The organism is Nitrosophilus sp. (assembly GCF_982775275.1).
The window spans coordinates 1-14,562 of record NZ_CEXZHP010000021.1 but is presented as its reverse complement, the minus strand read 5'-3'; the positions used below and the strand labels follow the sequence as shown (position 1 = coordinate 14,562).

14 protein-coding genes are annotated in these 14,562 nt (G+C 30.8%); 7 read left to right on the top strand and 7 right to left on the bottom strand.

Annotated features, from left to right (window positions below; translation table 11 throughout):
- The 6 genes from AC30RD_RS02230 to AC30RD_RS02205 all read left to right on the top strand — a co-directional run.
- Positions 1-906 (top strand): AAA family ATPase (locus tag AC30RD_RS02230; protein WP_489492545.1); only part of this gene is annotated, 906 nt, incomplete at its 5' end.
- Between the two features lie 600 nt (positions 907-1,506).
- Complete coding sequence (locus AC30RD_RS02225) at positions 1,507-2,337, top strand: DUF58 domain-containing protein (RefSeq protein WP_489492544.1); 831 nt, start codon at positions 1,507-1,509, stop codon at positions 2,335-2,337.
- Complete coding sequence (locus tag AC30RD_RS02220) at positions 2,337-2,717, top strand: hypothetical protein (RefSeq protein ID WP_489492543.1); 381 nt, start codon at positions 2,337-2,339, stop codon at positions 2,715-2,717. The genes AC30RD_RS02225 and AC30RD_RS02220 overlap by 1 nt, the downstream gene beginning before the upstream one ends.
- On the top strand, positions 2,710-3,627 hold the full coding sequence (locus AC30RD_RS02215; RefSeq protein ID WP_489492541.1) for a vWA domain-containing protein: 918 nt from the start codon (positions 2,710-2,712) through the stop codon (positions 3,625-3,627). The genes AC30RD_RS02220 and AC30RD_RS02215 overlap by 8 nt, the downstream gene beginning before the upstream one ends.
- Positions 3,628-5,286 carry a vWA domain-containing protein gene (locus AC30RD_RS02210; protein ID WP_489492540.1) on the top strand — a complete coding sequence of 553 codons (1,659 nt, stop codon included), beginning with the start codon at positions 3,628-3,630 and terminating at the stop codon, positions 5,284-5,286.
- The gene (locus AC30RD_RS02205) at positions 5,270-6,706 is read left to right on the top strand and encodes a BatD family protein (RefSeq protein WP_489492539.1); all 1,437 of its coding nucleotides are present in this window, start codon (positions 5,270-5,272) and stop codon (positions 6,704-6,706) included. Before AC30RD_RS02210 ends, AC30RD_RS02205 begins: the two co-directional genes overlap by 17 nt.
- Here AC30RD_RS02205 and AC30RD_RS02200 read toward each other — a convergent pair.
- Positions 6,701-7,528: a prephenate dehydrogenase gene (locus AC30RD_RS02200; RefSeq protein ID WP_489492538.1), complete on the bottom strand. Its 828-nt coding sequence runs from the start codon at positions 7,526-7,528 to the stop codon at positions 6,701-6,703. The genes AC30RD_RS02205 and AC30RD_RS02200 overlap by 6 nt on opposite strands.
- Positions 7,529-7,638: 110 nt before the next feature.
- On the opposite strand from AC30RD_RS02200, the gene bamA reads away from it, so the two are divergent.
- The gene (bamA, locus tag AC30RD_RS02195) at positions 7,639-9,846 is read left to right on the top strand and encodes an outer membrane protein assembly factor BamA (RefSeq protein ID WP_489492537.1); all 2,208 of its coding nucleotides are present in this window, start codon (positions 7,639-7,641) and stop codon (positions 9,844-9,846) included.
- A 27-nt stretch (positions 9,847-9,873) separates the two neighbouring features.
- Here the strand turns inward: bamA and AC30RD_RS02190 are convergent, their stop codons facing one another.
- From AC30RD_RS02190 to AC30RD_RS02165, 6 genes are all read right to left on the bottom strand, one after another.
- Positions 9,874-11,340, bottom strand: a complete 1,467-nt coding sequence (locus AC30RD_RS02190; RefSeq protein WP_489492536.1) for a Ppx/GppA phosphatase family protein — start codon at positions 11,338-11,340, stop codon at positions 9,874-9,876.
- Positions 11,340-11,597, bottom strand: a complete 258-nt coding sequence (locus AC30RD_RS02185) for a YfhL family 4Fe-4S dicluster ferredoxin (RefSeq protein WP_489492535.1) — start codon at positions 11,595-11,597, stop codon at positions 11,340-11,342. Before AC30RD_RS02185 ends, AC30RD_RS02190 begins: the two co-directional genes overlap by 1 nt.
- An 87-nt stretch (positions 11,598-11,684) precedes the next feature.
- Positions 11,685-12,941: a sensor histidine kinase gene (locus AC30RD_RS02180; protein ID WP_489492534.1), complete on the bottom strand. Its 1,257-nt coding sequence runs from the start codon at positions 12,939-12,941 to the stop codon at positions 11,685-11,687.
- Positions 12,942-12,964: 23 nt separating this feature from the next.
- Positions 12,965-13,636 (bottom strand): homeostatic response regulator transcription factor HsrA, encoded by a 672-nt coding sequence (hsrA, locus tag AC30RD_RS02175; RefSeq protein WP_489492533.1) that lies wholly within the window; start codon positions 13,634-13,636, stop codon positions 12,965-12,967.
- A 110-nt stretch (positions 13,637-13,746) separates the two neighbouring features.
- Positions 13,747-14,070: a dihydroneopterin aldolase gene (locus AC30RD_RS02170; protein WP_489492532.1), complete on the bottom strand. Its 324-nt coding sequence runs from the start codon at positions 14,068-14,070 to the stop codon at positions 13,747-13,749.
- Positions 14,067-14,562: glycerol-3-phosphate acyltransferase (locus tag AC30RD_RS02165; protein WP_489492531.1), on the bottom strand; the 496-nt coding region annotated here is incomplete at its 5' end. The genes AC30RD_RS02170 and AC30RD_RS02165, both read right to left, overlap by 4 nt.

Here is a 14,562-nt window from a genome sequence, read left to right as displayed (position 1 = left end):
ATAGTTGTCGGTCAGGAAAAAATGATCGATGGTTTATTAATTGGTCTTTTATGTGATGGGCATATTTTGCTTGAAGGCGTGCCCGGTCTTGCAAAGACCACTACTATTAATGCACTTTCAAAAACTTTGGGGCTTGATTTTAAAAGGGTGCAATTTACTCCCGATCTTTTGCCAAGCGATATTATAGGAACAGAAATTTATGATCCTGTTAAAAATGAATTTAAGATTAAAAAGGGACCTGTATTTACCAATCTGCTTCTAGCGGATGAGATCAATAGAGCTCCGGCAAAAGTTCAGTCGGCACTTTTAGAGGTTATGCAAGAAAGGCAGGTTACTATCGGTGAAAAAAGTTTTTTTATAGACAAGCCTTTTTTAGTAATGGCTACGCAAAATCCTGTAGAGAGTGAGGGAGCATATAATCTTCCAGAAGCGCAACTTGATAGATTTATGTTAAAGATAGTAGTAGGTTATAACACAAAAGAAGAGGAGTTAGAAATTGCAAGAAGAGTCGCAAATAACGCTTTTGGAGAGATTAGAAAAGTTGCTACGAAAGAGGATTTGGATGAATTAAAAAAAGAGATAAAAGATATACATATGGATAAAGAGATAGAAGAGTATATAGTAGATCTTATATTTGCAACAAGAAAACCTCAAAATTACGGTATGGAAGATTTGGTAAATTATATAGAGTTTGGTGCAAGTCCAAGGGCAAGCATAGATATGTATAAAGCAAGCAAAGCGGTAGCTTATCTTAAAAGAAAAGATTATGTTTCTCCTTTGGATATAGCATATATCGCAAAAGATATCTTAAGACATAGGATAATACTAAGCTACGAAGCTGAGGCTGAAGAGATTACAAGCGATTTTATAATTGAGAAAATTTTAGAGAAAGTTCCTATACCGTAATGTTTGGTTAAAATGGTTAAAATAGTTGAGTGAGCAAGCGCAAAGCGAAGCTTTAGAAAGTAAACTGCTTTACTTCCGTGCGCTTGCGAAAGCTACGACTATATGCGAGCCCTAAACCTTAGGATTTTAGTGGCGAGCATAGGAGTCGCTGGTGAACCTTGAAGCAAATCGTAGTGAGCGAAGCGAGGTAGATTTGCGGTTAGCTAAAATAGTTGAGTGGTTAGGTGAAAGGCTGAAGGCTGAAGGGAGAAGAGAGTTAGGTGGTAAGGGGGTAAGGAGATAAGGTGGTAAGGAGGTTAGGTGGTAAGAGTCAAAATGAGGAGAGAGGGCTCAATTACAAATTACCAATTACCAATTCCCAATTCCCAATTCCAAATTCCTATTTACCAATGTCCAATGTCTAATGTCTAAATTGGTTAAAATGGTTGAGTAGTTGAGTGATTGAGTGAAGGTTGAAGGGAGAAGGGGAGAAGGTGGTAAGGTGGTAAGGTGATAAGGAGGTAAGAGTCAAGATGTTAAGAGGGCTCAATTCCTAATTCCCAATTCCTAATTCCCAATTCCCAATTCCTAATCACCATTAATTAAATATAAAGGCAAAAGTTGGATAAAAAGCTAAAAAAGATTTTAATAAAAACAAAAAGACAGGTTTTTAGCGAAATACCCGGTAATAATCCTTCAATATTTAAGGGAGAGGGGTTTGATTTTGTAGAGTTAAGAGAGTATCAATATGGAGATGATGTTAAAAAGATAGATTGGTTAATAAGCGCAAAACTTCAAAAACCGTATATTAAGCTTTATAAAGAGGAGAGAGAATTAAATATTGTTGTTGCTTTTATGTTAAATGGCAATATGTATTTTGGAACTTCCATTTTAAAAAGCGAGCTTGCCGCGCATGTAGGGGCGATAATAGGATATTCAGCCATTAAAAATCAAGATAGTTTTTCATCTTTTATATTTGCAGATAGATTATATTTTATATCAAAACCAACAAAGCATTTAAATGGAGTAAAAAAAGCTATCCAAGAGGTATATAATTTTAATCCTTTAGGGAAAAATGAAAATTTCAAACTTCTAACACAAACACTTTATAAAATAAAAAGAAAATCTATTATATTTATTATTGGCGATTTTTTTGGAGATTTTGATCTAAAACTACTTTCAAAAAAGCATGAAGTGATAGCTATTGTTATAAGAGATAGATTTGAAGAGGATCCAAAAGAGATAGGTTTTGTAAATTTTATAGATCCTCAAACAAAAAACTCTTTAGTTGTTGATCTAGATTTTTATACTAAAAAATCATATATTAAAGAGATAAAAAAAGAAGATCATAAAATGTATGAACATTTTAAAAAAAATAGAATCAAATTTATAAAAATATACACAGATGAAGAACCTTTTATAAAGCTTGTAAAACTTTTTGGTAAAAGATAATGGATAAATTAAAAGATATAAAACCTTTAGTTGAAATACCGGATTTTAGTTTTTATGCATATCTTATAACTATATCTATAATTAGTGTTGCTATGGTGATTTTGATATATAAAATATTTAAAATTTTTACATCCAAAAAGGTTTCAAAAAGAGAGATTTTGATAGAAAAGTTAAAAAAAATAGATCTAAAAGATTCAAAAAAAGCAGCTTATTTGATAACAAAATATGGAAGAGAAGTGGTAAATGACGATAGAAGTTACAAAATTTTTGAAGAGCTTTTAAAAAGAGTTCAAAAATATAAATATAAAAAAAGAGTTTCTGCTATGGATGAAGAAACAAAGAGATATTTTAAACTATTTATAAAGACTTTACATGAATAGTTTTGAGTTTTTATATCCTTGGGTGCTTTTTTTAATACCTCTATCTATTATATGTTTTATAAAATGCAGGGCAAAAGAGAGTGCGATAATTTTTCCTCACCTGCATCTTTTAAAAAAGAGTTCTGGCAAAAAAAGATTTTTATTGGATTTTTTAAAGTTTAGCTCCTTTTTTTTATTAATTGTTTCTATCGCTATGCCCGTTAGGGTAGATAAAAGCAAAATAATAAAAAATTACGGCATAGATATAGCTCTGGCTATAGATGCTAGCGGATCGATGAAAGAGAGAGGATTTGATGAGGAACATCTTGATAAGAGTAAATTTGATTTGGTTAAGATTTTGGTTAAAGATTTTATCTCTAAAAGGGTAAATGATAATATTTCTTTGGTAGTATTTGGATCTTACGCTTATGTCGCTTCTCCTTTGACATTTAATAAAGAGGCTTTAAAAAAAATAATAGATTATTTAAATATCGGTATAGCCGGACAAAAAACGGCTCTAATAGAAGGGGCACTTGAAGCTATCAAACTTTTAAAAAAAGGAGAAGCAAAATCTAAAATTTTGATACTATTAACTGATGGCGTAGATACCGCAAGTGAGGTTCCTTTGGAGATTCTTTTGAAGATGGCAAAAAAATATAATATTAAAATATACGCAATAGGTATTGGTTCAAAAGAGGATATAAATATTCCTCTTTTAAAAAAGATTGCCAAAGAGAGCAAAGGGGAGTTTTTCTTTGCAAAAGATTTTAAGGATCTAAAAAAGGTATATGAAAAGATTAACAAATTAGAAAAATCAAAAATAAGAGGAGAAAAATTTGTAAAAAAAGAGCATCTTTTTATATATACGCTCTTTTTATCAATAATGTTTTTGCTTTTTTATATATACTTTTACGGAAGACGCGGAGTTTAGATGAAGATATTAAATTTTGAATATATCTATTTTATGCTAATTCCATCTTTAGTGCTTTTATATCTAATAATAACCAATAAAAGCGAGATTGAGAGAATTTTTGAAAAGGATATTTTAAATAGATTAAAGATTAATATGGGGCTTGAGAAGAATTTAAAGATTTTTTTACTTTTTTTTGCACTTTTTTTAATGATTTTTGCAATAAGTAGACCGGTTATTCAAAAGGGGGTAGTGGAGGTTACTACAAAGAAAGGGTCTTTGGTAATAGCGTTAGATATTTCAAAATCTATGCTAGCAAAAGATATATATCCAAATAGATTAATATTTTCAAAACAAAAAATTTTAAATCTTTTAAATGAAATAAAAGAAGCTGAGATAGGAGTAGTTGCTTTTGCAAAAGAGGCTTTTATAGTCTCTCCTTTAACATCGGATTTTGATACTTTAAAATTTTTGTTAAAAAATCTGGATATTTCGTATATAACTTTGCAAGGGACAAACTTTTTAGCTGCACTTGAGGTATCTAACTCTCTTTTTGAAAAAAAAGAGGATAAAAATCTTTTAATTATAACCGACGGTGGAGATCAAAAGGACTTTTCAAAAGAGATAGAGTTTGCTAAAAAAAATAAAATCAAAATTTTTGTTTTAGGGGTAGGAAGTCAAAAGGGAGCTCCTATTGAGATTGATGGTGGGTTTTTAAAAGATAAAAACCAAAATATCGTTATAACAAAATTAAACGAAAATATTCAATATTTGGCAAAAGAGAGTAAAGGGGAGTTTGTTAGGGCAAAAATATCCAATGAAGATATTGAAAAAATAGTCTCTTTATTAAATTTTAAAAAAAGCCAAAAAAAAGAAAAAATTGTTGATCAGATAGAACTTGCGCCCTATTTTATGGGAGTAGCTCTTTTTTTGTTATCTATTGTATTTTTTTCGATCCCATCAAAAAGCGATTTTAAGAAGATATTTTTAATCTCTGTTTTGGTTTTTAGCACAAATAGCTTAAAAGCTTTTATATTGGACTTTAAAGATATTAAAAAGGCAAAAGAGTATTATGAAAAAAAAGATTATAAAAAAGCTATAAACTATTTTGAAAAGGTAGCAAAATCCAAAAAGAGTGCGCAAAGTTTTTATGATTTGGCAAACGCTTATTATAAAGCAAAAAAATATAAAGAGGCTATAAAATATTATAATCTTGTTCAAACTCCAAATAAAGAGTTAGAAACATATAAACTTCACAATTTGGGAAATTCATATTTTATGTTAAAAGATTATAAAAAAGCTATCGAGTTTTACGAAAAGGCTTTAAAAATCAAATACGACCCAGATACCAAATATAATCTTGAGCTTGCAAAAAAGATGTTAAAAAAGAGTCAAAACAAAAAAAGCGGCAATAAAAAGAAAAAAGATCAAAAAGAGGATAAAAAAGGCAAACAAGGAAAAAGTGGCCAGCAAGATAGCAAAAAAGAAAAAAGTAAAAAAGGAAAAAAAAGCAAAAAGAGTTCAAAAAAAACAAAAAGCTCAAAAAAGATAAAAAATATTCCGATCTCAGATAAAGAAGAGAAAAAATGGATAAAAAAGATAGAGAAAAAAGCTCCTAAAACCGTAATATATAAAATACCACTAAAACATAAAGGAATAAAAGTTGAAAAACCTTGGTAGTTTGATTTTGTTTTTTTTGCCAGTTTTTTTATTTGCAAAAGTAGATATTTTTGTAGATAAAAATAAAATAGATATGGGACAAAGCGTTACTTTAACCATAATAGCCCAAGGCAAAGAGATAAAATTTCCAAAAATTTCAGATATTAAAGGTTATAAAATAATAAGTAAAGCAAAAAGCGAATCTGTGAATATTGTGGGCTCAAATATAAAAAGAGTTGTAAAGCTTTCATTATCTTTTGCCCCAGATAAAAATATTACAATAGATCCTTTTGAGATATCTATCGATGGAAAAATCGAAAAAACTAAACCAGTTAAAATAGTAGTGAATAAAAATCAAAAAAAATATAAAGATATCTCTTTTGAGATTTTCACAGATAAAAAAGAGGCCTATGTGTCAGAGCCGGTGGTAGTTACTTTAAAATTAAAAATAAGTAAAAAACTTGATATCGTAGATTATAGGTTTTATCCTCCAAAATTTGAAAATTTTTGGGTAAAAAGATTTGATGATAAAGGAACAAGAAAATATCTGGTTGATTCTAAAGATTATCTAATCAAAGAGTTAAAATATGTAATTTTTCCCCAAAAAAGTGGAAAATTAAAAATAGATCCCGCCGTTATTAAAATAGCAACTCCAGATACAACAAAAGATCTATATGGTGTATTTATAACCGTGCCAAAATGGAAAACTGCTATATCTAATTCGATAGAGTTATTAGTTAAGGATCTTCCAGAAGATGTAGATTTGGTGGGAGATTTTAAGATGGAGGTAAATGTAGATAAAAATAAGACGCTATCTAATAAACCGGTAAATTTGACAATAAAAATCTATGGGGAAGGAAATATAGAAAATTTAGATGAGATAGAGCTAGATATAAAAGATACTACGATTTATAAAGATAAACCAAAAAAGATAGAGGAATTTATAAACGGAAAATTAAAAGTTACCTTTATTCAAAAGTTTTCTATAATTTCTGATAAAGATTATACGATTCCTCCTATAAAAATAAAATATTTCGATACTAAAAAGAAAGAGATAAAGATTCTAAAAAGCAAACCGATAAAGATAGATATTATCGGTCAAAAAGAGGTTTATGAGGTAAAAACTGATAAAAAAATTGATAAAAAATTTAATATGTTTGATTTTAAAAAGAAGCTTGAGTTTTTTCTTTTGGGATTTTTGAGCTCTATAGTCTTATTTTCAATATCGTTTTTTTTATATAGATTTTTTAAAAACAGAAAGATTTTGATTAAAAAAAGCGGCGAAAAAGAGCTGCTAAACGAGCTTTTGGCATATATTTCAGAGGACAAAACAGCATACAATTTCGCTAAAGAGTTATATGAAAAAATTTATGAAAATAAAAAGATAAAAATAGACAAAAAAAAGATAAAAAAATATCTGCAAAAACTAAAAAAATCATAATATTTTATGCAGCGTGGTGGCTTTTTGCATCCACGCTTTTAAATCTTCCCAATTTTCCTCTTCAATAAGACTTTGTGCGTATTTTAGCTCTTTTTTAAAAACATCTATAGAGTTTAAAAGATTTTTCTTATTCTGTTTAAAAATATCGCTCCACATATTTGGAGAGCTTTTTGCTAAACGGCTCATATCTTTAAAGCCTCCCGCGGCTAAGATAAGTATGCTTTTTGGATCTTCTTGTTTAAGCACCGCGTTTGCCAAAGCGTAACTTATAGCATGGGGCAAATGGCTTATAAACGCGGCATGCCTGTCATGTTCGGCTGCGTCCATATAAACGATTTGCATTCCGATTTTGATAAATATCTCTTCGGCAATTTCTACCTGTTTTTTACCACTATCTTCTATATTGCATAAAACTACTATTTTATCTTTATAAAGTCCTTTAAAAGCTGCTTTTGGGCCAAATTTCTCCGTTCCGGTCATAGGGTGAGCCGCTACAAAATTTTTTCTTATTTTTTTAGGAACGCTTTTTACGATTTTTTCTTTTGTACTTCCAAGATCGATAACGGTTTTATCTTCGTCTATATCTTCAAGCTTTTTTAACGCCTCTATTATTCCTTCAACGGGAATTGCCAAAAATATTACATCATAATTTTTTATCTCTTCAAATTCTACTATTTCATCTACTAAGCCAAGTTTTATCGCTTCGCTTTTATGGTTTGGGTTTTTATCGTAGCCCACGACCTTTTCAATAAAATCTAACTCTTTTAGATCCAAAGCCAAAGATCCGCCCATCAATCCTAAGCCAACAATAGCCACTTTCATGCAGTATCCTAAATTGTTTGATAATTGTTATTATATCCCTTTTGCTTTTAATCAAGATTAATTAAAATATTGGTAAACTAAAACCTAAAAAAAAATCTTAAGGTAATTTAATGAAAAAGATAATTTTTACGCTTTTTTTGTTGTCTGTTTTGTTGTATGGGAAAAAGATAAAAGAGATAAAATTTGAAGGATTAATACACTTATCTCCAAATACCGCAATGGAGATGGCAAAAATCTATCCTGGAAGCGAACTTGATATACAAAAGATAGATAGAGCCATAAAAAAGTTTTATGAACTTGGATATTTTAAAGATATATGGGTAAGTGAAGAAGATGGGGTTTTGATATTTCATTTTGTTGAAAAACCTCTAATTTCAAAAGTTGATATTATAGGATATCTTGAGAGTAAAAAAGAGGAGCTACCAAAAATAACCGGCCTTAAAAAAGGCGATATTTATGATGAAGAAAAGATTGAAAAAGCAAAAAATAAAATTATTCAAAAGGCCAAAGAAGAAGGATATTACGATACTGTCGTAGAGGTTGATACCACTACGTTGCCAAACGGGAGTGTTGAAGTTGATTTTGTAGTAAACAAGGGTGAAAATATTATTATAAGAAAACTGGATATTTGTGGAATAAAAAGATTTGATAAAGATGATATCGAAGATGTTTTAGCAAATAAAGAGAGAGATTTTCTTGGATGGATGTGGGGATTTGATAGCGGAAAAGTAAATATGAATCAGTTAGAGTTTGATAGCGCAAGAATAAAAGATCTATATATGAGGGCAGGATATTTGGATGTGAAGGTAAGCAATCCTTTTTTAAGAGTAGATTTCAATACCTATAACGCAAAGCTTTTATATCATATAAAAGAGGGAGAGCCTTATATCGTAGAGGATGTAAAAGTTTTTTTAACAGAGCCCGTTATCGATATCAATAAACTTTATGAAGATATGAAACTTAAAAAAGGAAAAATATTTAATGTTGAAAAGCTAAGAAGAGATATGCAAAAAATAAAAGAAAAAATCGCCGATTTGGGATACGCATATGTGAGAGTTGTGCCAGATTTTAAAAAGGATGAGAAAAAACATACCGCAACTATCGAATATACGGTTATTCCCGGGGAAAAAGTCTATATAAGAGACGTTATAATATCTGGCAATCAAAGAACGCTTGATAGGGTTATTAGAAGAGAAGTCTTTTTAGCTCCGGGAGATCTTTATAGTTTGACCGATCTCAAAGATTCAAAAAACGCTTTAAAAAGGACAGGTTTTTTTGAAGATGTAACTATCGAAGAAAGACGCGTTAGCGAAAATCAGATAGATCTACTTGTAAAAGTAAAAGAGATGCCTACCGGAAATATTATGATCGGAGGAGGATACGGCTCATACGAAGGAGTAATATTAAATGCAAGTATTTCCGACAAAAATATTTTTGGTAGCGGGATAGATGCGAGTTTTTCTATCGATTATTCATCTAAATCGTTAAGATTTAATTTAGGAGTTTATAACCCAAGAATATTTGATAGCGATTATAGTCTTGGGGTTAATTTATATAATACAACCTACGAATCTTATGATTATACTCAAAAAAGAAAGGGTGGATCTGTAAGTGTTGGTAAACAGTTGATGAGATATTTGAGAGGATCGGTTACATATCAGTATGAACAGAGTGAATTAAGTGACGTAACTTTTGATAGCATCTATTTTGTAGAAGGAAAATTTATAAAAAGCTCAATTACTCCGGCTCTATCTTGGGATAATACGGATGATTATTATATGCCAAGATCCGGTATAGCCGCAGCTACGTCTTTAGAGTATGCCGGTATCGGAGGTGATGAGGAGTATATAAAAAGTTATACTAAATTTGCCTATTTTTTAGGATTGGAAGATTGGATTGATTATGATTTGATTTTAAGATATAAAGCAAGGTTAGGTTTTATTTCCGATCAAGGATATCTTCCGGTAAACGAAAAATTTTATATGGGAGGTATTAGAACCGTTAGAGGATATTCATCCGGATCTCTTTCTCCTAAAGATAGCGAAGGCAGGTTAATAGGCGGTAAAAATATGTTTTCAAACAGCTTGGAAGCTAGCATTCCTTTGATAGAGGCTGCGAGAATGAGACTTGCATTTTTTATCGATTATGGAATGATAGGCGAGGATAGTTTTTCTGAGATAAAAAGAAGCGGAGCCGGTGCGGCGATAGAGTGGCTATCTCCTATGGGGCCGATTCAGCTTATTTTTGCAACCCCTCTTGATGATAAACCAGGTGATAGAACATCAAGTTTTGAATTTAGCATGGGAACGAAGTTTTAGTAATAGTTGAGTAGTTGAGTGTTATATTTAATTAACTATTTTGATAGCAAAAGGGGCCGGTTTTTCTAACGATTTTATCTCCTCTTTTGCTAAGTAAAGAGGGCTTTGGGATTTTATATATAAAACACTATTTTCAAAACTTACTTCAAATTTTGGGCAGCTAAAATCTTTGTTTAGAACCTCAGCCAAAGTTAATATAAAGCTTAACCAATTTATTATCTCAAAAGGCGGTAGAAGTTTTTTATAAACTTTTAAAAAGCTATTTGAGGGAAGCTTTTTTTTATGAAATCTAACTAGAGTTGATATTAATATAATATCTTTATGATTTAGTTTATACTCCAAATCGTTTAAAATAATATACGAACTATGTTTGTGATGTTCATAAAAATCTATTTTTATTCCAATATTTGAAAGTTTTGACGCGATTAATAAATGGTCTTTATATTTTTTTTCTTTATCAAAAAAATAATAGAGTGCTTCATATATTTTTGAAGAGTTTTTATAAAAACATTTGCCGCTTTTTTCGTTTATACAAAATCTATCCAATAGACTTTTTACGCTCGGATTGAAGTTATTAGGGAATTTATAGTTTGAATTTCTCAATAAATCGTATAAAAAAACCCCCTCTCTTACTCCAACTCCGCTTGTTATTATATGGGTAGCTTTTATATATTTTAAAACCTCTAAAAATATCAAAGCTCCTTCTCTGATCGTATCAAATCTCTCTTTTTTTATATAAAATTTTTTGAGTTTATGTGTTGAAGAGGAGATTAGTTTTTCTATATATTTTTTCTCATCATCCAAAAAATATTCAAATCCGTGAAGTTTATCTAAAGGATAATCATTTTTTCGCATAATAGAGCTAGATAGAGCTCTAATGCTTCCCCCTATCCCTATAGCTGTTTTATCTGTAAAGCTGTTGGGTATTTTTTTTAACTCTTTTTTGATAAAGGCTATGGCTTCTTTGATGCTTTGTCCTTTATCAAAAAAGAGCTCTTTTAATCTGACAGTTCCCAAATCAAGAGATATGGTATCGACTACTTTTGACTCTTTTATAAGAGCAAGTTCGGTAGATCCTCCCCCTATATCAACGGTAACGCCATTATTTACGGGAAGAAGGTTTAAAACAGCCACACCTCCGAAAAAAGCCTCTTTATTTCCGTCAATAATTTTAATATTTAATTTTAACTCTTTTTTTACTCTGTTTAAAAAGATTGATCTGTTTGGAGCATCTCTTAACGCAGAGGTCGCTACGCATAAGATTTTTCTTACTTTAAAAGATTTTGCTATATTTAAAAATTCACTCAAAGCCCAAAAGGCTCTATCCATGGCGTAAGATTGAAGGAGACCGCCGTTTTCATAGGCTCCTTCACTAATTCTTACTTTACTTTTTACCTCTTGTAAGAGATAAAAACCAAATCTGCTAGTTCTTTCTATTATGATCATTCTGGCCGAATTTGAACCAATATCTATAACGGCGGTTCTTTTAGCCATTAATCCTCTTCTTCTTTAACTATCTGCTCATATTTCAATTTAAGCTCGGCGATTGTCTCAACATTGTCGGGATCTGGAACGATACACTCTACGGGACATACGGCGATGCATGCTGGTTCATCATAAAATCCAACACACTCTGTGCATCTATCGGGATCTATTACGTATATAGGATCTCCCTCTTCGATAGCTTCAGTTGGGCACTCTTCTCTACACGCATCACAAGCTATACACTCTTCGGTTATCATTAAAGACATCTTTCCCCCTCGCTAAAAATTTTAAATATCGCAATTTATATCCCAAAAATACTTAATTAAAAATTAATTTTAAAAATTTAAGAATATTTAACAGATAGGACACGCTAGAGTTGAAGGAATGATTAATGTGGCAATAGCCCCTTTTTTATCTTTTCTATTTTTTATTTCTATTGTAGCACCCATAGCATCAGCCGCACTTTTGGCCAAAAAGAGTCCAAGGCCTACTCCTCCTTTTTCTTTGCTTCTTTTAAAAGGAGCAAATAGATCCATCTTTTCATCAATTCCAGGACCCTCATCTATAACTTCAATTTTTAAGCCATCTTCTATCGGCTCGCTTTTTAATATAATTTTCCCCCCTTTTGGGGTAAACTTTATTGCGTTTTGAATGAAATTTTGTAAGATATGGTTAACTAATGTGGGTTGAATAGTGGTTTTATATTTTTGAGGTTTTAGATCTATTATCAACTCTTTTTGTTCCTGCTCGGCTAAAAGTTTATAATTGTTTGCTTTCTCTTTTAAATAGGCTATAACATCCATTTGCACCGGAGGTTCAAAGTGGTCTCCCTCTTGTCTTCCGATTTTTAAAACATTTTCTATCATTTTATTCATTTCATTGATTGTCTTTATATTTAATTTGATGGTATCTATATATTCTTGGACTGATCTTGGTTTTATAAGCGTAACCTCGTTTTTTAGTTTCATAACGGCAAGAGGCGTTTTTAGCTCGTGAGCTACGCCGATAAAAAGCTCTTTTTGATATTTTACAAATGTTTGAATTCTATTGATAAGCATATTTATACTTTTCCCCAACGGCCAAAACTCTACTGGAAGATTTTCAAGCTTAATGGGCTTTAACATATTTTCGTTCATATCGGCAAGTTTTTTCGTGAAGTTGGTAATATAGGTCGTTAACATCTTTGATAAAATAAATGCGTAAATTATAATTAACGCAAATCCTAAAATATTTGCAAAAAGTATAATTCTATAGATTTTATGCAAAAGATGAGTTATTGAAGAGATGTTTTTTTCTATTTTTAAAAAAGTTTGCTCTTGAAAATTGTAGGGATAATACAAATATGCAAAATAATCTCTGCCTCTTTTTACAACCGTAAAATAAACGGAGTTTATGTTAGGAGGTTTTGGAATTATATCTACGTTTATATCTAAAGTGTTTTTTAAATAAAAACTATCTATTCTAGTGCCAGCATGCTGGTCTGGGATAGTGGTTATGATATATTTTGCCTGTCTTATTAGCCCTTCTTCAAGCTCTTGATATAGTGAGTGTTTAATGTAGCTATATAAAAAAGTTGAAAAAATAGCAATAAGTGCAGCCGAAGCTAGCACCAATTGCCATATAAATTTACCTCTTATGCTCCTCTTGGAAAGCAAAACCTATAGCCTCTTCTTCTTACGGTTTCTATAGTCGTAATACCAAGGGGTTTATCAAGTTTTTGTCTAATTTGATTTATAGCAACTTCTATAACGTTTGGAGTAACAAGTTCTGGTTCTTCCCAAATAGCATCAAGGAGTTGCTCTTTAGATACGATTTGATCTTTATGTCTTGCAAGGTGAGTTAGAACCTCAAAAGGTTTACCTTTTAACTCTATCTCTTTATCTTTATATGTTATTTTTTCCTCTTCTGGATTTATAATAAGCTCTTCAATCTCTATAATATTGCTTCCGCCAAATCTAAGTCTAGCTTCAATTCTTGCAACTAAAACATCAAAATCAAACGGTTTTCTTATATAATCATCAGCCCCCGCTCTTAGTGCTTCTATCTCACTCTCTTTATCGTCTCTTGCAGATAAAACTATAACTACCGTTTTTGGGCTTGTCTGTTTAACTTGAGTTACAAGATCAAGACCGCTTCCATCTGGTAGCATCCAGTCGGCTAAAATTAGATCGTAATTTCTGATATCCAGATAATATAAGGCGTCTTTTAGGTTTTCGGCTACGTCGCTTTGATAACCAAACTCTTTTAAACCTTCCGCCAACGTTTTATTTAGCGTTACTTCGTCTTCAACGATTAAGATTCTCATCTTACCCCTTTTGCTTAGATTAATTTTAAGCGAGATTATATCACAATTTTAGAAAAATTTAAAGAAAATTTCAACTTTTTTTAATGTTTTATAAGATATTAGATTTTATATTACCATTTTTTAGTATATTGTAAGCCTACGGAGCAGTTGTTTAGAATTTGCGGTTTTTTTATCATAAGTTTTATTTTTTTAATTTGAGGATATCTTTTTTTTAAATTTTCGCTAATTGATATTAGAGCCTCTTCTAACAATTTAAATTTTTTAGTTTGCATATGTTTTTTTACAAACTTAATAATATCTACATAATCCAAAAAACTATTTTTATATTCATAATCTATATATAAATTAATAATGATTTTTTGCTCCAACAGCCGCTCTTTTTCTAAAATTCCTATAATTGCGTAAAATTCCAAATCCTCTATCAATATTTTCATACTGCAGCTTTTTCTTCGCCTTTTATTAATCTTATTAGATTTGGAATATGTTTATATACAACAATTGCTGCTATAAGGAGTATGGGAGCATGGGATTTAATATGTGGAATTTCAGGATGAATGATAAAACTTGAAACTATTAAAACCGATAATCCAACAAGTGAGGATAAAGATGATATTTTTGTAATCTTTGCACAGATGGCCCAAGCAATTATCGCTAAAAGTGTCTCTATAGGTAACATTATCAAAAGCACTCCCACTCCAGTTGCAACACCCTTTCCACCTTCAAATTTTAAAAAAGGACTAAAGCAGTGTCCTAAAACGGCTAACACGGCAATTGCCCACTGAGTCGCTACAGATACACCTATCGCTTTTGCCAATAAAATAACAACAACCCCTTTTAAAGCATCTAAAACAATTGTTGCGATTGCAAGTTTTTTTGCTAGTTTTGGGTCTTTTTCTTTTACCACTCTAAGCACGTTGGTTGCACCG